The organism is Methanothrix sp. (assembly GCF_016706325.1).
Taxonomy (GTDB): Archaea; Halobacteriota; Methanosarcinia; order Methanotrichales; family Methanotrichaceae; genus Methanothrix.
In genome coordinates this window covers 1,562,017-1,583,184 of the sequence record NZ_JADJJX010000001.1, presented here as the reverse complement: position 1 = coordinate 1,583,184, position 21,168 = coordinate 1,562,017, and the positions used below count along the sequence as shown (strand labels likewise).

Sequence of the window (21,168 nt, the reverse complement as noted above, 5' to 3'; positions counted from 1 at the left end):
AGTAGGAGGGTCGAGATGAGATGCTTTTTTGTAGCTTTGGTGATGCTGATAGCTTTGTACAGCCTCATGATGCCTGTCTTGGGCATCAGTGTGAGCTTTGTCGCAGAGGAAAACGGGAAGACGGCAGTCTCCTCATCTGCCTATCAGCTGGATAAAGAGACGAGTCTGCAAACAGAGACCAATGGCTGGATGACGGATACCAGGATCAATGGGGCAGGCATCGCCAGGCATAATGGTCTCTTCATTGCCACAGATCATCCCCAGATGAATACAAAGATTACCTCTGCCGGCCAGGATGTCAGCATTATAGCAGATGGAATGGAGGTCGCATCAAGATCTGATGATTTGATGATGGGCACCAGCATGCAGATGGAGAGGGGATCGCTTCTCGCCGGGCCTGATTATACTGCAGAAGGAGGGAGAGCGAATGCCTATACATTGTTGGGATACCGCTGGAATACGAGAGATCCTCAATTGAAATGGGTATTGAAGAATGATGCCATTCTGGCAGCTCAAGGCCTGAACAGCATGGATGTTAAGAATGCCCTGGAGGCGGCGGCGAATACCTGGGATGAGGCATCCAATCAGAATCTCTTTGCAGACAGCAATATGGTCACCTTGAACCCCACCGTCGAGGGCGATAAATTTAATAAGATAAATACAATTAACTGGCAATCCTTCCGAACATGCACCAATGCAATCGCATATGCCCGGACTTACTATTATGCAGGCAGACGGGTTGATGGATATGGAACGGCAATTGAGTCCGATCTGGTCTTCAATTCTGATAAGAGGTGGAGGGTGGAAAGCGGCAACAGTAAAGATATCGACATCCAGTCTGTGGCATTGCATGAGATGGGCCATACTTTGGGGTTGGGGGACATCTACGGCATTGCGATGTATAAGTATGATACAGATCAGGTGATGCATTACTACTCAGGAGAGAAGCGTTCTCTAGGAAATGGTGATAAGACTGCAATATGGAAGCTGTACGGATGATAGTATCTCAGCCGATTGCATGCCATACAGCGCGATCCCCGGAATCCACCGAATGGCTTGAGGGCCCCTGGGCCTTCAAGCATTATTCTTGACCACTCTGACCGCTGTCGCCATTTACTTCGACATTCAGCGTATATTTTTTCCGGCGGAATGACCCCTTTTTGGCATTCAACCTACCAATGATGGCGGACAATTGCTGCTAAAACCTGCGAAAGGACTAAATATAACGGCATTAAACGAATTAATCAGAGGAACTCTTTATTTAGTATGAAGAGTGCCCCGATTGATCCAATACGAATCAAGGATCGGTCCTTATTCCAAAGGAGGATAGATCTGATGAGAAGGAGTTATGCAATATTAGCATTAACAATATTTTTTTGTAGTTTAATAGCCCCCGCCCTCAGCATCGATGTGGGTTTCAGCTCCGAGAGGAGTGGACAGACTGCTTCGTCCTCTGCCAGCTATGACCTGGATGCCTCCACCAGATTGGGGGAGGCAGCAAAAATAGGCGATGGGGATGTAATCCGGGCCATCACTGCCAGTGGATCGGGTGAGAACAGCATTTCTGTCTCAAGCACTGCAAAGGGCAAGAGCACTGGCTCAAAGATGGACAGCTCAGGAGATTTCCGGACAACTGCCTTTGCTGGTGTATCCAAAAACGGAGCCATTATCGATCAGGATACATCCATCCATGGCAGCAGCGGCGAATTGGCCTATTATGCTGATTCCCCAGAAAACAGGATGCTCATCTCCGCCGGATTTGACAGCCAGGGCGATCTTTCAGCAAGGGTATTTGCCGGGGCTGCCAAGAGGGCTTCCATGTCCGGAGATATAGAAGCTCTTGGTGTGAAGATGCTTGACAGCGAGAGCATGCAGATTGTGGGCTCCGGTGATATATCCATGGCGGTCAATGGCCTCTCCAATGATGGCCAGGGAGGCTTCGGTCTGATAGCCTCAAATGCCAAGAAAGGGATAGGCAGCGATCTATCCCAAGAGCTCATCGGCCCACAGATGACCGCCAGCGGGGGGAGAGCCTCTGCCTATACGCTATTGGGATATCGCTGGAATACGAGGGATCCCCAGATAAAATGGATCTTGAAGAATGACAATATAATGAAGAATGAAGGACTGCAGACAGCAGAGGTGAAGAGAGCAATCGAAGCAGCCTCAAACACCTGGGATGCAGCATCAAATCAGAATCTCTTCGCCGACAGCAACCTGGTCACATTGGATCCGCTGATGGCTGCAGACCGGTATGACAGGAAGAATGTGATCAACTGGAAGCCTTTCGCCACCAACTGCAATGCATTGGCCTATGCCAGAACCTATTACAGCTCGGCTAAGGTTGATGGTTACAACAGTGCCCTTGAGTCGGATCTAGTGCTGAATTCGAATTACAACTGGCGCACAGATAGCACCAATAAGAGAGATATTGATGTGCAGTCGGTGCTATTGCATGAGATGGGGCATACCCTGGGTCTGGGCGATCTTTACAATAAAATGGAGTTCGCATATGATACCGGACAGGTGATGCATTGCTATTCAGGGGAGAAGCGCTCGCTTGGAAATGGTGATAAGGCCGGAATATGGAGGCTTTACCGATGATGGTGATGAGTGGCGAAACCATCGCCATATATTTTTAAAATATTATATGCTTAATTTTCAAAGAATATCCCCATCCTGGCAATAAAACATCAGCAAAAGATATATGTATCAAAAAGCTTAACCCAAATGTGGCCAAAGGAGGGCGAAAAAATAAGGCATGGGGCACTTTGCATCTTTATATTTCTGCTGACGATATCGATATTATCATTGGCCGAAGGGAGGATTGGCTATGATATCTCTGTTACAGTAAACGACAGCAACAACAGCACCTCATGGAGCCGGGGCCATTTTATATCGGCCTATGAGTTCAACTCAGAGAGCCACTGCAAAGGAGATGGGAACTCTTCCAAGTATATATTTATCAAAGGCCTGGACGATGTAAGCCTTAAGGAGAATACTCATACCAAAGAGGGAAGGCTTAAAGAGGATAGCCTTCTATCTGCAGGAAGTTCAATCAACTTTGTCAGCATCGAGGAGGCTGTATCCGATAACGCCGAAAGATATAATGTAAAAATAAACGAGAGCATGCCCTCCTATCTGATGAGCGTTGAGGAGACCATGTACCGAGGAGAGGGGCTACACAAGCGAAATATATTCCAAAACCATGATGATAAAATGATGACCAGCTATCATGCTAAGAAGTTCTCCGAATCGTCTGCTTTCGCTGCAAGATACAGAAATGCATTGATCATGGCCGATGTAGTCCCCAGTGGGGTCGATGAGTTTGCAGGAGAGAATCACAGCTCAATGCTTCGGTTTGTCTCTGAATCGGATATATATTCTGGATTTAAATTCAAATCACCGGACAGAGATATCGAGGAGGACTATGTAGGCTCATTCAAGATAAGCAAAAAGGTTGCTTCAGAGCATAGCTTCCAATTTGCGGAGGACGATATTGGCGGCATGCTGGATTGCTGTCCGGCCACCTATCCCGGGCTGGACTATTCCCTCAGAGCCGCCTGGTCATGCCTGCTCCATTCGATGCTGAATGATTCAAGTCTAGCAGTTAAATGAGGTGTTGAAATGAGATCAAGATTAAATGTCCTATTGGCGCTATTCATACTGGCCGCAACTGCAGCAATGAGCATGCCGCCAGTATCGGCACAAGATGAAAGCAGTTCGGCCGGCATGATCGATCAGCCTGTTCTGAAGATCATGCAGGCTCAAGATGCGGGGGATCCAGATGAAGGGGCAACAGAGAAGCGAATCTGGAACACCTTCGTTGAGAATTTCGACTATCAATGGGAGATATGGAATGCCACAGTGCATGGAAATGGCTCGAACCAGTCGATCAGAGAGGCCATGATTGCCACCACAGCACTCCTGGTCCTGAACTCACACGGCCTGGCTGAAGCGGAGAGCACTGTGCCATCAGAGAAGTTCGAAGATTTTCATAACTATACTGTCAGTTCCATGAAATATTTCAATATATATCTCTATAATATGGCGAAATACTTTGAGACCAGAAAGACGAAGTACTCCACGGCTGCCACAGACGCCCTCAACAACAGCATAAAATATTACGATTTGGGCAAGACAGAGGCCGAGTTCCTCTTCTGATAGAGGCTGACTCTATCATCTTATTTTCATTATTTTTGTTTTCATTATTTCCATATTCATTATATCCATATCCATATCCATTATATTTATATTCATTGTGTTTATATTCGTTATATTCATATTCATTGTGTTTATATTCGTTATATTCATATTTATTATTTTTACATATATTATTTCTATATTCATTATCTTTGTATTCATATGTTATAGCGTTTCTGCTCTTTCGGAATTAAGCTCTTAACACGCATACGCATCCATTGTTCGTCTCTCCTTAAGAACAGGAATGAGGTAATGACTACATAAAATAATCTGGAGGCAAAACCATAATGGAGGCAACGACTTATGTATAAAAGATCGCTCAAGGGCATTCTTATTCTCGGAGTGTTGCTGGCTTTGATGGCCTCACTCTCATCAGCAGCAACATGTCCCTGGCTTATCCGGGGGGAGCTTTATACAGCTCAATGCGGAGTGATAAAGGAGGTTCCTGAAAGCCAGGGGCTCTTGGCGAATGATCCCCAGGCCCTTGAAGTCCTGGATCCTGAACTGATAACGATCGATCCCAAATATGGATCCATAAAGGTAGCAGCAAATGGATCCTTTATCTACTCGCCATCACCGAATATCCGGCAAGGCACATATGTGTGGTTCAAGTATAATGCAACCAATGGAAGGTGCAAGTCACTATATCCAGCGATTGCTAAGATCCAGATCCGTTGCACATGCCGGCCCAATATCCCGACCATAGACCCCATCTGTCTGCCAACCACTCTGGGTGAGATCAGAGATATTCTGGCAGAGGCTGGAGCGGGCTGTTACGGATGTGGAGATGTATCTCCAATCATCGATCTGAGCAGGATCGGAGTGGATAAAAATGGCAATCCAATTGCTGGCACATACTCCTTCTGTGTGAAATGCCCGGGATGCAAAGAGCAATGTGGGCAGATCAGCCTCATAGATTGTGCCAATGATCATCCAGTGGCCAATGATGACACATTCAACACCATCGAGGACACGCCGATAACCGACAGTGTTGCAGGCAATGACATTCCCTCCAAGGACGGCGGAAATGTCTGGCTGAAGGAGACCGATCCAGAACACGGAACTGTAGTGCTCAATCAAGATGGCTCATTCACCTATACACCAGAGGAGGGCTACTGCGGAGAAGACGAGTTCACCTACATCCTCAAGGATGTCGATGGAGACTACGATACTGCCACTGTGACCATCAACATAGAGTGCATAAACCACATTCCAGTGGCCAATGATGACACATTCAACACCATCGAGGACACGCCGATAACCGACAGCGTTGCAGGCAATGACATTCCCTCCAAGGATGGCGGAAATGTCTGGCTGAAGGAGACCGATCCAGAACACGGAACTGTAGTGCTGAACCAAGATGGCTCATTCACCTATACACCAAAGGAGGGCTACTGCGGAGAAGACGAGTTCACCTACATCCTCAAGGATGTCGATGGAGACTACGATACTGCCACTGTGACCATCTATATAGAGTGCATAAACCACATTCCAGTGGCCAATGATGACACATTCAACACCATAGAGGACACGCCGATCACCGACAGTGTTGCAGGCAATGACATTCCCTCAAAGGATGGCGGAAATGTCTGGCTGAAGGAGACCGATCCAGAACACGGAACTGTAGTGCTCAATCAAGATGGCTCATTCACCTATACACCAGAGGAGGGCTACTGCGGAGAAGACGAGTTCACCTACATCCTCAAGGATGTCGATGGGGACTACGATACTGCCACTGTGACGATCAATATAGAGTGCATAAACCACATTCCAGTGGCCAATGATGACACATTCAACACCATCGAGGACACGCCGATAACCGACAGTGTTGCAGGCAATGACATTCCCTCCAAGGACGGCGGAAATGTCTGGCTGAAGGAGACCGATCCAGAACACGGAACTGTAGTGCTGAATCAAGATGGCTCATTCACCTACACACCAGAGGAGGGCTACTGCGGAGAAGACGAGTTCACCTACATCCTCAAGGATGTCGATGGGGACTACGATACTGCCACTGTGACCATCAATATAGAGTGCGTAAACGATATTCCAGTGGCCAATGACGACTCAGCCCGCATATGCCAGGACAGTACGCTATGCAGCAGCGTTGCGGATAACGATATCCCCTCCAAAGATGGTGAGAACACCTGGTCTTTGCTCTCGAATCCCGCCCATGGAACGGCAGTTGTCGACTCCGATGGCACATACTGCTATACCCCAATAGAAGGCTGGAGCGGCATGGACTGCTTCACCTATCAGCTCTGCGATATCGACAATGATTGCAGCCAGGGGACTGTGACCATAACTGTAGTCGAGAAGTGCAACTGCGATCTGATAAGCTTCTCGCAGGATGGATGCATGTATCCAGATGAGCTGGAGGATCTTATCAAGGACGTGAATGCCTATGTCTGTGCAGAATGCGATGATACGCCCGAGTGGTCGTTCCCTGAATGGCCTGTGGACCAAACAACAGGCTATGTGATGGGCGGCGAGTACACATTCAGCGTCACCTGCCATGCCGGGGGGGAGGAGCTTGAGAACTGCGACTCCACCTGCGAAGGGGTGATCCTGTGTACCTGCCAGCATGCTGTCTGCCCCTGCGAGGCCTATGCCGAGGATATCATTGTGGGCTGCGGCGTGAGCAAAGAGGATCTCTCCGCTCTGGTCGTCGCCGACTGTCAGAACAAAGGAGACTATGTCTGTGATCAGACGCCGGTGATAGATCTCAGCGGCGTGATCACCGATCCCAGCACAGGATTTGTCACCGGCGGCAGCTACACAGTCGACTGCAGCCCATCTTGGGTGGAATGCCCAACTGCCAAGGGCGATGTGATTGTGGAATGCAATGACATTGCTCATGCTCCCGATATCTGTCTGCCCATAGTATGTGTAGAGCTATCCGGCAAGCTCTCCTGCAGAGATTACAGCCTGCCGCTATACAGTGCGGGGCTGAAGCAGATGGTGACAGCAGCAGGAGGAGGGTGCGCAGACGAGCTCAGCGAGATGAGCGTTGTCTTGCCAGGAAATATCAATTGGGGGGTCCCGGGCCTGTACCAATATAAAGTGGTATGCAAGGACGCCAAAGGGCTGATTATCGCCTCAGATACAGGACGGCTGATCCTCGACGACGACTGCGGCTGCGGGCCATGCGGATGCTCAGGCTTCTGCTAAATGGATTCTGCCATAGGGAGCACCCCCTGGTGCTCTCCCTCTTTTTTTGATTCAATTCAATGAGCTCTTCACAGGATCAGCCATCTCTCCCCCAGAGATCAAGATCAAGTTAGTCGCCATTGCAGGGACTGCGATTCTTATCCGAGCTTAGATCAGTGTTCAGGATTCATCTGAATAAAGAGATGATCTCACTTGAATGTCAGCTTATCTTACGATTTCCTATAGATTCCTATAGCCTAGTTTATATAATAGATCCCATCTGTGTTATCGATCATCGCCGGGTTCTGGCTGATCAGATGGCTCCTAGACCACCTCTCCGTATCGGCGCGTGCTCTATCAAAGCATCTTTTCAGGAGGACTCTGTTGCTTCTCTCCCTCTCCTCTCTGATGGCTTTGATCAAATAAGAGGTGAATACGCTCATTGAGCCGGTCCATTCCCCATTGCTGGACTCATTGTGCCGGGATGAGGCTATGATGAGCTGATCTTTGCCGATTGCCCGGCTCATGCCCTCGCTATTGCAGGCATCGATGATCATAGCAAAATTTTTTAAATCTGCTATCTGCTCTCTCAGCTCGGCCTCGCTGATATATGTGGAGATATGTCCATCTGCATCCCGGGGTATGAGGTAGAAGCTATCATCTCCCTCCTTTGTTCCATGCCCGGAGAAGTAGAATATCACATTCCCCACATTCGGCTTAGCTTTTATCTCATCAAATGCCTTTTTCAGGATGTTCTCTTTCGTCGGCTTTTCATCAGTCTGATCGCTGAGCAGGAGGACATCATAGCCCATCTCCCTCATCAGATCTGCCATCGACCTGGCATCATTCGCGCAGGTGCGCAGCCTCATGCGATCATTGTACTGATCGATCCCCACAACTATGGCGTAGTTTTTCAGTTCCTTCTTATTTCTCGACTTGGGAAGCCTCTCCGGAAAATAGCTATAGACTTCTTTGGAGGAGCCGTCCGTTCTGCGAGGCTCCAGCGGGCTGATGAATGGATTCAAGGCCTGATCACCGCCCGCCTGAACGGAGGGCGTGCCAATTATGTGAGATGTAATGAGGGAGGTCTCATAAAACTGAGCGATGCGCTCCGGGTCCAAAAGCTTGAGGCTATTAGAATCGCTGGTTCTGAGCATGCCCTCAAATTCTCCTTCCGATGGCGCCCAGATACCAGTGATCATGTCGATGGGGCTGTCAATGATCTTTTTCTTTTCATCTACAAAGGCGATATCGCTCTCTTTGAGCATCCCCAGTGAGGTGCTGTAGTCAAGCAGCCTCTCTTGCGCTTTATCGCTCCTCTGAATGAACTGCAATTCAGGGGAGCTCTGGCTCAGGCCTGCGCGGCTGAAGGGACCGTCTCCTCCTGGCTCTTTGCTGCTGATCTTTGGCAGATGGCTATAGTTGGATGAGGCCGATTTTAAGAATTGAATATCATCCTCTCTCTCATCGGTCAGAAAGAGATCGTTCAGAGAGAATTGCAGGGATCTCAGCTCTCCTGAGTGGACAGAGGATGCAAAAGCCTCAGGATGATCCTGAGCATGGGATGGAGAGAGCCAGTCCCATCCCGACATATACTCATACTGCTGGGTGAGATTGGCCCCGGAGAGCGTGATAGCGAGGGTTCCCTCCCCTGTGGCCATGGAATCGTCTACAGCTCCCGCTAAAGAGATCTCCAAGCAGCATAGCAGCAGGGCAAGAAGACGCTTCATGCTCAAAGGCATCACTGGCCGTTTATCGATAAGTATAAGGCCTGCATGATCCTATATAAAAAAAATCCATATCACCTGTAAGTAACGAGGTTACTTATCAAAACTACCGAAATGCAACTCTTATAGATGGTTCCTATTCCTTTAATAAATTACAGGTGCAAGTAATGTACGACCACCTGGGAGGGGCAGATATCCCTTCCACGGATTGGGGAAGAATTATATATGAAACGTAAGGAGGCAAAAAAGCTATGTTGAAGTATCTAGCGGCGTTCATGCTGCTCCTGACAATAGGAGTGGTAGGCGCTGATGAACTGAAAGTCTGTCCCGATTGCTATGCGAACATCATCACCCAGAAGGACACTCAGACTGTCGAGAATGTCAGGGTTGGCATTTCCGTTAATGACGAGCAGAAGGTGGGCATTGGAAACGAGGGTCTCTCTGCAGCAATCATCGTCACACCCAAGGCCCAGGATGCAGCCGATGGCAGTGTATTCAGGATTGCTCCCTTTGCAAGAATCGATCAGGAAATGAACCAGAAGATCTCCAGCCTGGGACCCGCATCCTTCGAAGATGGTGAAGGAGCAAAGGGCCTCACCTGGAACAAGGCTATTCAGGGTGCCTGGATCGCTAACCAGGGCTTGAAGGAGCTGGAGACAGACGAAGATGGATCCATGGTCTGGTTGAAGGAGGGCTCCTACATCGGCCAGATCACCAATCAGGACATCCTGAATATATACGACTACAACTGCCATGATGAGGCCAAGGTCTTGAACGTCGACAACAAGCTGGCCATGATCGTCGATGATGTCAGGACTGTGATCGAGCTGACCGCCTCGGCCAACACCAAGTCACTCGACAACCAGACCTCCATCGGTGCAGTTGAGAACAACGTCAACATCACCGTCGCCGCCAAGGATCCGTAAATACTGGATTCAGAGTGGAAAAGCCATAAAGAGAACAAGATGTGAATAAGGCGAGGGGGTTGCCTTCCTCCCTTATTCCTTAAATTATTTATCACGATTATGTCTCAGATCTTCAGAATCTCCCGGCCGTTCATCCTGATGGCAGCGCTGATCATATTGGCGGGACTGTTCATGGAGAGTGGCTCCTCCCAGGAGGATCTCGATTTCACCAATGCTGAAGATGAAGATGGATATTATTTTGAGATTATCGATGAGCCCGCTGATGCACTGACCATCAGCAGCAAGGATATACATAGCGTCGCATCCTTCAGCAACAACCCCATGGGCCTATGGAGCATGATGAATACAGCCATCCTGACAGAGGATGGGGCCATCAAAAAAACTCGAAATCAAGGGTTGATCTCTTATGGATCTGAGCTGATGCAGATATTCGATTACTCATGGCTGACCATAGAATACGGAATGGGAGATGAGCGCTACAATGATGGATATCAGATAGACAGAACACTCCAGAATGCAGCACTGCCCTTTGCTGTGCTTCGAGAGGATATGTTGACTCTGTCCGATCTGGTCAATATCAACAATGAGACCATGAGTTCAAGCTCAGCGACAAAGCTATTGTTATATGAGGATTTTTACAAGAGCTACGATATTAGCGCTTTAAACGAGGCCTTTGGAAATTCAAGCACTGTGGAAGAGGTGCTGTTCAGGTACGATCCGGAGCTGGGGGAGCTGAACCCATTGAGTGCGTCAGGCCTGGATCTGAGCATATTCGGAGGTTTCTGGTCTGAGTTTGGCAGCATCTTTAATAATCAGGATATCATGCAGATGTTCCATGATTATGCAAAGGAACAGCTGGAGAGAGAGAATCAAGAACAAAACAACAAAGACCAATTTGAAAGGATCGAGAATATGTTTAATAAGTGCGAGGGTGGGATCTGCTGCAAGTGGGGCACATCGAGATAGAATAATCATGGATCCCCGTCATCTCTTTTTCCTGATTGTTCTGGCAACCATTATCATCTGCCCCTCTGCGGCGGATGGGCAGAGAAGCGATCTGGCAGCCGGTGATCGGGGCATTGAATATATATCCAGTTATGATATCGAGAGGGCGATCAACGAATCCAATAAAATTATCAGCAGCATTGTGTTTTTGAAGGAGCCATCGACAAGAGAGGAGCTGCTCTTGATCGGCGAGGTTACTATATCCTCAGTCATGAAGAGGCTGGCGGATATATCCAGCGATTCCCAGGGCAGCAGCATGGAGCTGGTTGAGGCTCGAGATCTGGCGGTGCTCTACAGCGATATGAGCTATTCTCTGGGGATTGAGAGGATCCCCATCGCACTGGCCCGCCCACAATCACAGAAAAAGTTCACTCCAATCGGAAACCTCACAGAGGAGAGGGCTATGATAAATAGAACCACCATCCGGGAAAATCTATTTCAACCATTGCAGCCAGAGTTCACTGTAGTTGAGATCTCAGAGGGAAGGAGACAGTCCTCAACTGGAGGCGATGTAATTTGGGTTTGAGAGATCTGCCAGCAATAATAGAAGGCCAAAAGACAATGAGAATGGGGCTGATTGTCCTGTCAATCATCCTTCTGGCCAGCATTTCATCTGCCGATGTAAGTCTGCAGAACACCTATGCAACCAGCGGCAGTGAGACTAAGGAGAGCATCTACCTGCAGGGGGTAGATTACACCAACACCGCCGGCATCTATCAGACCACTTACTTTGCCAGCTCCGCCGCCAGCCCGGCAGAAAATGCCAAAAGCAGCCGGTTCGAGGATACTGCTTATATGAGAACCCCGAATGGCGATCAAGGGGCAGGCCTCACGATCGATGCCGGTGATCTGAACTACACCCGCCGCATCTCCGGCGGACAGTCCAACTCCATCCTCTTCTCCTATCGCTCCGGCTCCGGCATTGTGCTTATGGACTATTTTACCCCTAAGTCGGCGATGCAGGAGGAGATCTATTTAAATAATAATTCATACATTGGCGATTTAGCAGTATTTGATTTAAAGGCATATTCTATGGGGGATGGAGAATGCTCCCTTGATGCCCAGAGCAGTCTGAAGCATAACATCACCATGAGGTTTCTGGATAAATTCAACCAGATAAATGCTGTCCTGAATACAGAGCCGATAAATGGAGGAGAGGTCCCCTTGAAGTATACATGGACCGGCTACAGCTCTCAGAGGGATTATGCATTATCGGGGATAAATATCAAGCTCACTCCTGGCAACAGAAGCGCCACTGCCTGGATCGATGGCACAAGCTCTATAATGGAGGCGAAGTTCTCCCCGGATAAGGATATGGGGCTATATGCCTATCCGCTGCAGATCAACGAACAAGGGAAGATCAGACTGAAGGGCGATGATATCTGGGTATACGAGGCCAACCGGACCATCGTCATGCAGTACAGGCTAAATGCAACCGGTGTAGAGGTGGATCTGGAGAATTCCACAATAGAGTAATCCTCCCCAGTGGGGCTCCCGGTGGACCTCCATGTGGAGCAGATCCAGCCGGGAAGGCTCCTGTCCAGTGCTTATTATGGCATCATCTTCCCAGCAGATCCTCCTCCTTGATGAGGTCCAGGGAGATCCGACCTGACGAAGTCAAGTGACAAAGCCGGGCGAAAATCAAGCTCCTGGCATCCTGGATAGATTGAGGAGATGATAGTCATCCTCTAGAGCACCAGACAAGCCATGGCATGACTTTGCTGTGATCAGGTCCAGGCAGGCAATCATCTCCCAAACCGCCTGCCGGCTGGAGTTCATATCTATCTCTTGCCATCCTTCCCCTGAATCCATCTGCAGCTCACCTGGAAGGCAGTAGAAAACCAGGATGTTCGTCCTGCAAAAGTCGATGCCTTTTGGATTATCTTTGCTTCTCATATCCTTCATGATCTCCATCAGGCCAGCAGCATTGATGTCCCGGGGAGCAGCTCCATGCCCCCCTCTCATAAATGATGCATCTGTGCAATCGAGATTGGTCCATTCTTGCTTCTGATTTATCTGCTGGATGATGAAGGCATCTTCCCCCTCGATGCCTGATATCTGGATGCTGCTTTGCAAGCTGCCTTTATCTTTTGAATAATCTATATCCTGGCTGACGCTCTGCACGATCCAGCTTTCTGCCGCCCCGGGCAAGGCCAGTAGGAGGAGAAGTACCAGGGCGCAGAGCATAAGTCTTATCATGAAGCTCATTTGGATAATCCTCAGGATGATGGCCGGTCCTGGTCCCTGCCATCTGCAATCTTATTGAACTTTTTACCGGATAAAAGGAGGCGAACCTCAAGATCGAAATTGAACTGAATTGTCCAATATCAGTAATTTAGTGGATTAGTGATTGCTTCTCTCCTCCTTGCACAGAAAGGGTTTTAACCGGAAACTGCCTCTGCATTCCGGGATAGCTTTGCAAATAGATCCAAAGACCTGGCCCGGGCTGATCGCTGGCCGATAAACTGCTGGTGGTCTCACCCCCACAGGAACCAGATGCAGTAGAAGGAGATTGATCGATTATGAGAATGATATCCTGGGAGGAGATGCGGGCCGTGGACGCCAACTGCCAGTACCTGGGCCTTCTTCCTCTCCAGCTTATGGAGAATGCAGGTGCTGCTATAGCCAGAGAAGTAATTGCATCCTCTCCGGGCAAGAGGGTCGCCATCATCGCTGGCCGGGGGAACAATGGCGGCGATGCCTTCGCTGCTGCCCGCCATCTGTCAGGCTTTGAGGTTACCATTTATCTTCTGGGCCGGGCACGTGATATATCCACAGAGGAGGCGAAGAGGAACTGGGAGATCTTAGAGCAGCTGCACTGGGATCTGCGCGAGGTGAGGAGCTCGGAGGAGCTGAAGCTTGGCGAGTGCGACCTGATAGTGGATGGGATATTTGGAACCGGGGTGAAGGGAAGGGTGGCCGGGCTGGAGGCAGAAGCGATCGATGCTATAAACCTCTCCGGAAAGAAGGTGCTATCGGTGGATATCCCCAGTGGCCAGGGGACGGGCAAGGTGGTGCGGGCTGATTATGTGGTCACATTTCATCGCCCAAAGCCGGATCTGGGTGAATGCGTTATCGTAGCTGATATCGGCATACCCCCGGAGGCAGAACTCTTTGTGGGGCCAGGGGACCTGGGGCTGATGGGAAAGAGGTCTCGGGAGAGCCACAAAGGAGATAGCGGCCGGGTTTTGGTGATCGGCGGCGGCCCTTACACCGGCGCTCCTGCTCTCGCTGCCCTTGCTGCCTTGCGGGCGGGTGCAGATATCGTCACCGTGGCAGCGCCAGCAGAGGCCGCAAGGGCCATCTCCTGCTTCTCGCCTAACCTGATTGTGCGGGAGCTCTCCAGCGATCATCTCACCCCCCAGGACCTTCCAGTGCTCCAGGACCTTATTCCAGCTCATGATGTGGTGGTCATGGGCATGGGACTGGGAAGGCATCCCGATACCGGTGATGCCCTGGCCAGTATAATCCCTCTGGCGGAGAAGGCGGTCATCGATGCCGATGCCCTCCTGCCAGGCCTGCCCCTGAAGGGAATTATCACCCCCCATGCCGGGGAGTTTCAGCGCCTCAGTGGACTCTCCCTGGCGGATATGGACTGGAGAGAGAGGATGGAGCCATTGAAGGGCTATGCCCGGGAGAGGGAGGTGATCGTTCTGCTCAAGGGAAAGGTCGACCTGATCACCGATGGAGAGCTCATTCGGGCCAATACCACCGGCAATCCGGGGATGACTGTGGGCGGCACGGGAGATGTCCTGGCGGGGATTGCCGCTGCCTTTTATGCCCGAACATCCGCTCTGAGGGCAGCAAACGCTGCAGCCTTCGTCAATGGCAGGGCAGGAGATCTGGCCTATGCAGAGAGGGGATTTGGCATGCTGGCCACTGATCTGGTGGAGAAGATCCCTCTGGCCATGCAGCTGGAGGGGGAAGAGCTGAGGAAGTGAGGATGAGGGAAGAGGGGGACGGGCCAGGCGATCGGGCCGGCACAGAAGAGCTGCTGGGCATGGTGGATATCACCTTCAAGCCCCAGGTCTTCAGAAGGGCCACTGCCGCAGGATCGATCAGGCTGAAGGAATCCACCATCGAGGCGGTGAGAAGAGGGGATACTAAGAAGGGAGATCCTCTGGCTACCGCCAGGCTGGCGGCCATACTGGCAGTCAAGGAGACACCCCGTCTGATTCCCTTCTGTCATCCCATTCCCATCACCGCTCTGGAGGTCGGCTTTGAGCTGGAGGAGATGAGGGTGAAAGCAACAGTCACAGTGACCTCCTTGGGAAGAACGGGGGTGGAGATGGAGGCCCTCGCCGGCGTGAGCGCAGCCTTGCTCAATATCTGGGATATGATCAAGTATCTGGAGAAGGATGAGAGCGGGAACTATCCTGAGACAGCGATTGAGGAGATCCGGGTGCTGGAGAAGATGAAAGAGGAATGACTCCAAATGCAAAAGCGATGGTGCTCCCTGGAGTCATTGGGCCCTTCGCCGGATCGTTGGGGTGATGTGCCACCGGGAGTTTTCCTCCTGTGCCTTGCAGTCTTTGCAATGAGGCCAAATGGCACCATCACTGCCCTCTATGCAGCCTGAAAGAGGAGCTGTGATGAGGCATAAAAGCGCAGGATAACTGCTGCCGCCAGGCTAACGCCACCGCCCTCATAATCATTCTGGCCCTTTAAAGCTCCATTTGCCTGCCACCCTCTGCCATCCTCATCCACCTATTCCTTCCGCTTAGAGGATGATTGCTACTGTATGATATATACTTGCGATTTTTTCTGTTTTCTTGATTGGGCATCGATTTCAATCCTGAGAACGGTGCCCGATATGCGGCAAGTAGATCGATTTCACAAGATGGTGCACGCAGGGCACGATCCTGCGCGAAGAATTTCCGGCAAGGAATTGAGCACAGGAGCAGTGATGCCCTCAGCGATGGGATCATTTGATCATGATCAAAGGATATTCAGGGCCTCGATGATCCATTCATCTCTGCCATAAGAGTTGACAGAGAAGATGGACATGATGATACAAATTGGAATTGATAAAAAGTTGATGTAATTTCCTCACATCACCAAGAATGTAATTATAACGAACAGCAAAATCTTCCTTTAAAAAATTTAGACATATACAGCAAAAATCGATAACAGTAAAGCTTTTATAGCCTTTTGGTTGAATTCATATTGTGAAAATAAGATCGGAGGTGAAAGCTAATGTGCTGTCATACAGAGGATAAACACTCCCACCCTCATGAGCATGATGGAAAGGTGCACGAGCATGAGCATGTTCATGACAAAGAGCATCACAATCATACCCATCAGTGCTGCCACAGCCACTAAATGCCATATTCCCTTGGCTCTATGGTAGGGTGGCATTGATGCCTCTTTTTTATTAATGCCTCTTTTTTGATACCTCTTTTTTGATACCTCTTTTTTTTTTTGATATCAGGCGACGTTTTTTTGATTTCGTAGCAAGATTTAAGTATGATTTCATATCTAGTATGATTGGTGTATTGAGAATGAGAAGGATTTTCCTGATATTGGTGCTGCTGATGCTATTTTGCTCGGCAGCAGGGAACGCACATCAAGTATTCATCAGGCCCGTATCCGGCTGGGTGAATATCGGAGATACAGCCATACTGCCTGTAGCTGCTGGTCATAACACCTCCTCCTCAGAGATGCCTGAAGGATTGACCAACCTGACTGTAATCAGGCAGGATGGCGGCGTGATCGAGCATATCCTTAATGAAAAGACAGATACCATGGGCAACTGGCCTATCTTCAGCTTCGATGTCGAGCATCCGGGACTGTACCTCATAACTGCTTACAACGGCGGCGGAGCCTGGACGCACATCATCACCAATCCTCCGGTAACAGGATACTGGGAGGCAGGAGGGGTGGACGAGATCGACTTCAACGCCATCAACAAGACGGGATGGGCCAATGACTGGTATGTCGAGAGATCTTATCCCCTCCATACCTATGGCAAGACATTCATTGCAGGCCCCGATTCTGATTACTCCATAGCCTCAAAGCCTGTGGGTCAGATACTAGAGATCGTGCCCCTCACCAATATCACTGAGGCGGGCAAGGGCAACTTCCAGCTCCAGGTTCTCTATCAGGGCCAGCCCTTCAGCGGCATCGAATTGATCGCTCAGAAGGTTGGCGATGATGCGAAGATAAGAGGCATGACCGATGCAGAAGGAAAGGTGATGCTGAACCTGTCCACCACTGATGAGTTCAGGGAGTGGGTGATTGTCGCCGATACTCTCATGGACACCAGAGTGGTTGAGGCAAAGGAGGAGCCCCGGGGCGAGGCCTCCAAAGAGCTGACATTTGTGGGCCCCGTCTACAGGACAACCCTGGTCCTGAGAACGGACTTCTGAAGCCCAGGGAGCATCTCCTGAGCTTTGCTTTTTTTTTTGGGGGGGGCGCACTCAGGCCTTGTATGATAGCCGAGTGCTTCATTTGCATGCCCCCTCCCTCATCTGTGCGCACATTCAGGGCTACAAGCACCGCCCTCAGCTTATCGGGACATAGATTATGGTCAGGATCTCCTCTGGGGCGACCTCTCTGGGATCATTGGCATAACCCTCCCTTATCGGTCCGGTGATCTGATAGTCATTCTCTTGCAGCCAGTCAAAGAGTCTCGTATAAGTTGATTCGCACTCCTGGTAAGGTCCTTTGTGAACTGTCCGGGCCATCCTTCCCCCACTAAGCTCATAGCAAGTTATCCCGCCATTCTCCGGGATCTTCTCTGCAATGGGAACGCAGACCTCTATCTCAGCATTCCCGGCCTCATCTGCCCTCTTCGCCTCCTCAGAGCTGCTCTCATGATATATAAAAAAGGGATGGCCGACGATTTTGGCTCCATGTCCCACTGCATATTTGAATAGTGTAGGGATCATTTCTGCAATATCTCTGTAGTGCCCCCTCCGCCTCATCCCGACAACCAGCTGAGGCTTCTCCTCTATCACAGTGATTTCGATCATGCTATCATGCCCGTGATGAGATTGCATGCAGATATACTTTATTAATTTGGTTCTGAAGGCGATAGGCTGCGCTATGCCGGTTTGGAAATTGAGGGTCTGGAAATTGAAAGGGAGATGCTAGCGCCACGGCCATCATCAGTGCCAGGTATGCTGCGATCGATGGCCAGGCTGCTGCTATTTGTCTGTGTGGATGACGAAGAGGATGATAGCAGATCGATGGGGCATTCTCCCGGTCAAGGACATGAGCTGCTGAGATCTCTGTTGATCTGTCTGCAGGCAGAAGGAGGGCGTGATCCTGATGGGAGATGGGAGCTGCCAGCCCTCCGGAGCTCTTCGCCTCCGCCCTCAAAGGGGCCTGGCTCTTCTGGCCCTAACCGGCCTTTGAGCACCATAAACCGGCCAGCCCCGAGAGGGCAGACCACCGACCCTGGGCTGACTGGCAGTTATGATCGATACCCTGGATGCTGTTCTATCATAACATCTTAAGAATTGTCCACTTCTGCTTATCTTAATCGTCTATATATTCTTTGAATTGTACATTGTGAATGTCATTAGGCTTGATATAGGTGGAGAATGAAATGAGATCAAAATTCAGAACCTGTGAAAGGACAACATCAATTGTTTTAAAAAAATGTATGAATGGAGCAAAAGGGACTAAGATCGTGACCAAGCCCGGCCCCGCCACCCTGAAGTTGATATCTTATCTGCTCCTGATCGATGATGGCCTGATCGAGGTGAGATCCAAAGGCTCCCGGTCTGTACACAAGACCACTCAGAAGGGGATGGAGGCAATAGAGAGGTTCGAGAGGTTCCAGAGCGGAGGAGAGAAGATCCATGTCTGAAGCGCAGGTTCATCCAGGAGATGATGGTGGAGCTTTGCTCTTTCCACAGGCAGGATGCATCCGGGCCCCACCCCCTGGAGCCCTTTTCCCTCCTGGGAGGCCCTGGATCTGGCCAGGAGGCCCAATGCCATTGAGAAAGCCCCTCGGACCGGCAGACCATCCTGGCTGAGCGTCATGCTCTCCCCGCTCCGGGTAGGGATGGATTTCACTGCAGTGATCAATCCATCCCCTTCTCATCAGCCGGGATGAAAAATGTGCCCGGATCGCTCTCATCAGAAAGGCTCTCATCAGAAAGATCGCTCTCATCAGGAAGATCGCTCTCATCAGGGATCATCATTCTCTCATTTGTATCTTATTCATACTTTCTAATGTGTAAAAATGCTTTCTTGCTATTAATTTCTAGAAAAAATACTTAAACTTACACGCAGTAGATGTCCATTATGGCAGGAGTCTTTGAGCATCTGACCAGGTCTCATAAGAGAGCAGTTCATGGAGGCCTTGAGGCCATGGAGCTCCAGGCAGCAAAGGAGATCCTGGCAGAGGTATTCAGAATCAACCTGGAGGAGGTGGAGGAGATGATCTCCAGCCGGCTGCAAGAGGTGCAAACCGGACCCGGTCAGGAGGGAGGGCTCTGGCCGCAGGAGTTTTGGGTGGAGGATTGAGGCCGGGGCCATGTCTGCACCGCCTTTGAGCATAGTGCTCCCACTACCCTGTGCCCTGCGGGGGAGCCAGGATGCACTAGACCCCACCATAAAAGCATCAAAGCACTGAGGATCCTCTGCTGCACACCGCCCATGTATTGGCTGAGGGCAGCACCCCTCCCTCCCTCTCCAATCAGGATGCTTTTTATGAGAATGGAGGCTTTCTGCTATGCTATTCCTTTATCCTTCATCAGCCGGGTTATATAGAGCCTGGCCCATAAATAACTCAAGAGGCTGCCAGCGGTGTTTCCAAACACAATTCCCCACCAGATGCCCTCCTGGCCCAGGCCCAGGACCATCCCCAGGAGGAAGGCCAGCCCGGTTATGAGAATCACATCTCTTAAGATATTGAGCAGAAGGGAGGTGAGACCTTTTCCTGCCCCCTGAAAGAGGCTGGAAGACATTATCCCCGGGGACATGAAAGGGTAGAACAGGCACATGACATGCATGAACGCCACCATCGTCCCGGCAAGATGGGCGCTCTGGGGGGAATAGGTGAAAAACAGGGTTATCTGAGGGGCAAATATGGCGGTGATCAGGGCGGTCACCGTTCCAATGGCAAAGCCGAGCTTTGTGGAAAATCTGTGAATTATCGCCAGGTTCTCATATTTCCTGGCGCCGATCGCAGCTCCTGCGACGGATACCTCTGCTGTGGCAATGGCGATCAGAGGAATTACAGCCATCATTATCACCCGCCAGCCTGCAGTGTACACAGCTACTGCATCCGTCCCTGAAACCCGAACCAACATGCTGTTGATTATGATGGCATCTATAGAGTAAAGGAGAAACTCGATACTGGCCGGGATCCCCACCTGAAGGATGTCACTCATCACCTTCCTGCTGGGGAAGAAAGCCTTCCTGGATAGGGAGACATAGGTATCCTTCTTGATGATCAGCCAGTAGATCTGAACCCCGGAGACGAACATGAGCGAGATGACTGTTCCCCATGCCGCTCCGGCAATCCCCAACCCCATCCAGTAGATGAGAATGGGATCCAGTATGGCATTGATCAGTGACCCCGCCCCCATGGCATACATAGTGCGCCTGGTATCCCCTTCCCCTCTCAGGATGGCGTAAGCGATGTTATTGAAGACTATGAATATCGATCCAGTGAATATGATACTGCCATAATCAACTGCCAGGCCCAGAGCAGCCCCTGCACCCATTGCAATAAGGAGGGGCTCTAAGGCAATGAAAAGGCCGGCCGTCAATATCATCGAGACGGCTAAGACCAGCAGGAGGGCATGCATGGTGGTATTGTCCGCTCCCCTTTTATCCTGTGCCCCTATCCGGCGGGAGATGGAGGAGGAGACCCCAGCTCCCAGGCCATTGCTCAGACCCACCACCACCATGAATATGGGGCTTGTAAATCCAACTGCAGCCAAGGCATCGGATCCCAGGCCTGCCACCCAGATGGCGTTCACCAGATTGTAGGCGGCAAGGATCAGCATGGCCATGATCATGGGCCAGGAGAGCTTTAGGATGGCCTTTTTCGGCTCTCCGATCAATAAGGAGACGCCCCGGGTCATGCTCTTTTGGCCTCTCTCTCCCCGATCCGGCAGGCCTTCGCTCATTGTTTCACCGGGCACTGTTGCCTCTTTGAATTCCCTGCCCGGAAAAAGATGTGGATATGATAGAAC

At 50.4% G+C, this 21,168-nt stretch carries 21 protein-coding genes; 14 read left to right on the top strand and 7 right to left on the bottom strand.

Going from position 1 to position 21,168, the window contains the following annotated elements:
- The first annotated feature begins 15 nt into the window (after window positions 1-15).
- From IPI63_RS08160 to IPI63_RS08145, 4 genes are all read left to right on the top strand, one after another.
- A complete protein-coding gene (locus IPI63_RS08160) occupies window positions 16-999 on the top strand; it encodes a matrixin family metalloprotease (protein ID WP_292477887.1) in 984 nt (327 codons plus the stop codon).
- Between the two features lie 411 nt (window positions 1,000-1,410).
- Complete coding sequence (locus IPI63_RS08155; protein WP_292477885.1) at window positions 1,411-2,604, top strand: matrixin family metalloprotease; 1,194 nt, start codon at window positions 1,411-1,413, stop codon at window positions 2,602-2,604.
- 207 nt (window positions 2,605-2,811) lie between these two features.
- Window positions 2,812-3,618 carry a hypothetical protein gene (locus IPI63_RS08150; RefSeq protein ID WP_214080188.1) on the top strand — a complete coding sequence of 269 codons (807 nt, stop codon included), beginning with the start codon at window positions 2,812-2,814 and terminating at the stop codon, window positions 3,616-3,618.
- Window positions 3,619-3,627: 9 nt separating this feature from the next.
- Window positions 3,628-4,164 carry a hypothetical protein gene (locus tag IPI63_RS08145; protein ID WP_214080187.1) on the top strand — a complete coding sequence of 179 codons (537 nt, stop codon included), beginning with the start codon at window positions 3,628-3,630 and terminating at the stop codon, window positions 4,162-4,164.
- A gap of 15 nt (window positions 4,165-4,179) precedes the next feature.
- Here IPI63_RS08145 and IPI63_RS08140 read toward each other — a convergent pair whose 3' ends face one another.
- Complete coding sequence (locus IPI63_RS08140) at window positions 4,180-4,365, bottom strand: hypothetical protein (RefSeq protein WP_292477883.1); 186 nt, start codon at window positions 4,363-4,365, stop codon at window positions 4,180-4,182.
- Between the two features lie 141 nt (window positions 4,366-4,506).
- On the opposite strand from IPI63_RS08140, the gene IPI63_RS08135 reads away from it, so the two are divergent.
- Window positions 4,507-7,374, top strand: a complete 2,868-nt coding sequence (locus IPI63_RS08135; protein ID WP_292477881.1) for an Ig-like domain-containing protein — start codon at window positions 4,507-4,509, stop codon at window positions 7,372-7,374.
- Between the two features lie 236 nt (window positions 7,375-7,610).
- Here IPI63_RS08135 and IPI63_RS08130 read toward each other — a convergent pair whose 3' ends face one another.
- Entirely contained in the window at window positions 7,611-9,083 is a 1,473-nt protein-coding gene (locus tag IPI63_RS08130; protein WP_292477879.1) for a caspase family protein, read from the bottom strand.
- 248 nt (window positions 9,084-9,331) lie between these two features.
- Here IPI63_RS08130 and IPI63_RS08125 point away from each other — a divergent pair, with 248 nt between their 5' ends.
- From IPI63_RS08125 to IPI63_RS08110, 4 genes are all read left to right on the top strand, one after another.
- The gene (locus IPI63_RS08125; RefSeq protein ID WP_292477878.1) at window positions 9,332-10,006 is read left to right on the top strand and encodes a hypothetical protein; all 675 of its coding nucleotides are present in this window, start codon (window positions 9,332-9,334) and stop codon (window positions 10,004-10,006) included.
- A 99-nt stretch (window positions 10,007-10,105) separates the two neighbouring features.
- Window positions 10,106-10,972: a hypothetical protein gene (locus IPI63_RS08120; protein WP_292477877.1), complete on the top strand. Its 867-nt coding sequence runs from the start codon at window positions 10,106-10,108 to the stop codon at window positions 10,970-10,972.
- 7 nt (window positions 10,973-10,979) lie between these two features.
- The gene (locus IPI63_RS08115) at window positions 10,980-11,537 is read left to right on the top strand and encodes a hypothetical protein (protein WP_214065541.1); all 558 of its coding nucleotides are present in this window, start codon (window positions 10,980-10,982) and stop codon (window positions 11,535-11,537) included.
- Window positions 11,528-12,487, top strand: coding sequence for a hypothetical protein (locus tag IPI63_RS08110; RefSeq protein WP_292477875.1), 960 nt, complete (start codon window positions 11,528-11,530; stop codon window positions 12,485-12,487). Before IPI63_RS08115 ends, IPI63_RS08110 begins: the two co-directional genes overlap by 10 nt.
- 165 nt (window positions 12,488-12,652) lie before the next feature.
- Here IPI63_RS08110 and IPI63_RS08105 read toward each other — a convergent pair whose 3' ends face one another.
- Complete coding sequence (locus IPI63_RS08105; protein WP_292477873.1) at window positions 12,653-13,219, bottom strand: hypothetical protein; 567 nt, start codon at window positions 13,217-13,219, stop codon at window positions 12,653-12,655.
- Window positions 13,220-13,533: 314 nt separating this feature from the next.
- Here IPI63_RS08105 and IPI63_RS08100 point away from each other — a divergent pair, with 314 nt between their 5' ends.
- Window positions 13,534-14,952 carry an NAD(P)H-hydrate dehydratase gene (locus tag IPI63_RS08100; RefSeq protein ID WP_292477872.1) on the top strand — a complete coding sequence of 473 codons (1,419 nt, stop codon included), beginning with the start codon at window positions 13,534-13,536 and terminating at the stop codon, window positions 14,950-14,952.
- Window positions 14,953-14,954: 2 nt separating this feature from the next.
- Window positions 14,955-15,440, top strand: coding sequence for a cyclic pyranopterin monophosphate synthase MoaC (gene moaC, locus IPI63_RS08095; RefSeq protein WP_292477870.1), 486 nt, complete (start codon window positions 14,955-14,957; stop codon window positions 15,438-15,440).
- Window positions 15,441-15,577: 137 nt separating this feature from the next.
- On the opposite strand, the gene IPI63_RS08090 is transcribed toward moaC, so the two are convergent.
- Window positions 15,578-15,718: a hypothetical protein gene (locus IPI63_RS08090; protein WP_214066289.1), complete on the bottom strand. Its 141-nt coding sequence runs from the start codon at window positions 15,716-15,718 to the stop codon at window positions 15,578-15,580.
- A gap of 486 nt (window positions 15,719-16,204) precedes the next feature.
- Window positions 16,205-16,369, bottom strand: a complete 165-nt coding sequence (locus IPI63_RS08085) for a hypothetical protein (RefSeq protein ID WP_292477869.1) — start codon at window positions 16,367-16,369, stop codon at window positions 16,205-16,207.
- 125 nt (window positions 16,370-16,494) lie between these two features.
- On the opposite strand from IPI63_RS08085, the gene IPI63_RS08080 reads away from it, so the two are divergent.
- Window positions 16,495-17,379, top strand: a complete 885-nt coding sequence (locus IPI63_RS08080) for a DUF4198 domain-containing protein (protein ID WP_292477868.1) — start codon at window positions 16,495-16,497, stop codon at window positions 17,377-17,379.
- 135 nt (window positions 17,380-17,514) lie between these two features.
- Here the strand turns inward: IPI63_RS08080 and IPI63_RS08075 are convergent, their stop codons facing one another.
- Window positions 17,515-17,985, bottom strand: coding sequence for a GyrI-like domain-containing protein (locus IPI63_RS08075; RefSeq protein ID WP_292477866.1), 471 nt, complete (start codon window positions 17,983-17,985; stop codon window positions 17,515-17,517).
- A gap of 662 nt (window positions 17,986-18,647) precedes the next feature.
- Between IPI63_RS08075 and IPI63_RS08070 the strand changes: the two genes are divergently transcribed.
- Together IPI63_RS08070 and IPI63_RS08065 are read left to right on the top strand one after the other, a co-directional pair.
- On the top strand, window positions 18,648-18,827 hold the full coding sequence (locus tag IPI63_RS08070) for a hypothetical protein (protein WP_214064891.1): 180 nt from the start codon (window positions 18,648-18,650) through the stop codon (window positions 18,825-18,827).
- Between the two features lie 440 nt (window positions 18,828-19,267).
- Entirely contained in the window at window positions 19,268-19,489 is a 222-nt protein-coding gene (locus IPI63_RS08065; RefSeq protein ID WP_292477864.1) for a hypothetical protein, read from the top strand.
- A 206-nt stretch (window positions 19,490-19,695) separates the two neighbouring features.
- On the opposite strand, the gene IPI63_RS08060 is transcribed toward IPI63_RS08065, so the two are convergent.
- Window positions 19,696-21,117: an MATE family efflux transporter gene (locus IPI63_RS08060; protein WP_292477863.1), complete on the bottom strand. Its 1,422-nt coding sequence runs from the start codon at window positions 21,115-21,117 to the stop codon at window positions 19,696-19,698.
- Window positions 21,118-21,168 lie beyond the last annotated feature (51 nt).

What these genes read in the sequence shown, in the direction of transcription:
- IPI63_RS08160 (WP_292477887.1), top strand. Translation starts at nt 16, where the DNA reads ATGAGATGCTTTTTTGTAGCTTTGGTGATGCTGATAGCTTTGTACAGC.
- IPI63_RS08145 (WP_214080187.1), top strand. Translation starts at nt 3,628, where the DNA reads ATGAGATCAAGATTAAATGTCCTATTGGCGCTATTCATACTGGCCGCA.
- IPI63_RS08140 (WP_292477883.1), bottom strand. Translation starts at nt 4,365, where the DNA reads ATGAATACAAAGATAATGAATATAGAAATAATATATGTAAAAATAATA.
- IPI63_RS08135 (WP_292477881.1), top strand. Translation starts at nt 4,507, where the DNA reads ATGTATAAAAGATCGCTCAAGGGCATTCTTATTCTCGGAGTGTTGCTG.
- IPI63_RS08130 (WP_292477879.1), bottom strand. Translation starts at nt 9,083, where the DNA reads ATGAAGCGTCTTCTTGCCCTGCTGCTATGCTGCTTGGAGATCTCTTTA.
- IPI63_RS08125 (WP_292477878.1), top strand. Translation starts at nt 9,332, where the DNA reads ATGTTGAAGTATCTAGCGGCGTTCATGCTGCTCCTGACAATAGGAGTG.
- IPI63_RS08120 (WP_292477877.1), top strand. Translation starts at nt 10,106, where the DNA reads ATGTCTCAGATCTTCAGAATCTCCCGGCCGTTCATCCTGATGGCAGCG.
- IPI63_RS08115 (WP_214065541.1), top strand. Translation starts at nt 10,980, where the DNA reads ATGGATCCCCGTCATCTCTTTTTCCTGATTGTTCTGGCAACCATTATC.
- IPI63_RS08105 (WP_292477873.1), bottom strand. Translation starts at nt 13,219, where the DNA reads ATGAGCTTCATGATAAGACTTATGCTCTGCGCCCTGGTACTTCTCCTC.
- IPI63_RS08100 (WP_292477872.1), top strand. Translation starts at nt 13,534, where the DNA reads ATGAGAATGATATCCTGGGAGGAGATGCGGGCCGTGGACGCCAACTGC.
- moaC (WP_292477870.1), top strand. Translation starts at nt 14,955, where the DNA reads ATGAGGGAAGAGGGGGACGGGCCAGGCGATCGGGCCGGCACAGAAGAG.
- IPI63_RS08085 (WP_292477869.1), bottom strand. Translation starts at nt 16,369, where the DNA reads ATGCCACCCTACCATAGAGCCAAGGGAATATGGCATTTAGTGGCTGTG.
- IPI63_RS08080 (WP_292477868.1), top strand. Translation starts at nt 16,495, where the DNA reads ATGATTGGTGTATTGAGAATGAGAAGGATTTTCCTGATATTGGTGCTG.
- IPI63_RS08075 (WP_292477866.1), bottom strand. Translation starts at nt 17,985, where the DNA reads ATGATCGAAATCACTGTGATAGAGGAGAAGCCTCAGCTGGTTGTCGGG.
- IPI63_RS08065 (WP_292477864.1), top strand. Translation starts at nt 19,268, where the DNA reads ATGGCAGGAGTCTTTGAGCATCTGACCAGGTCTCATAAGAGAGCAGTT.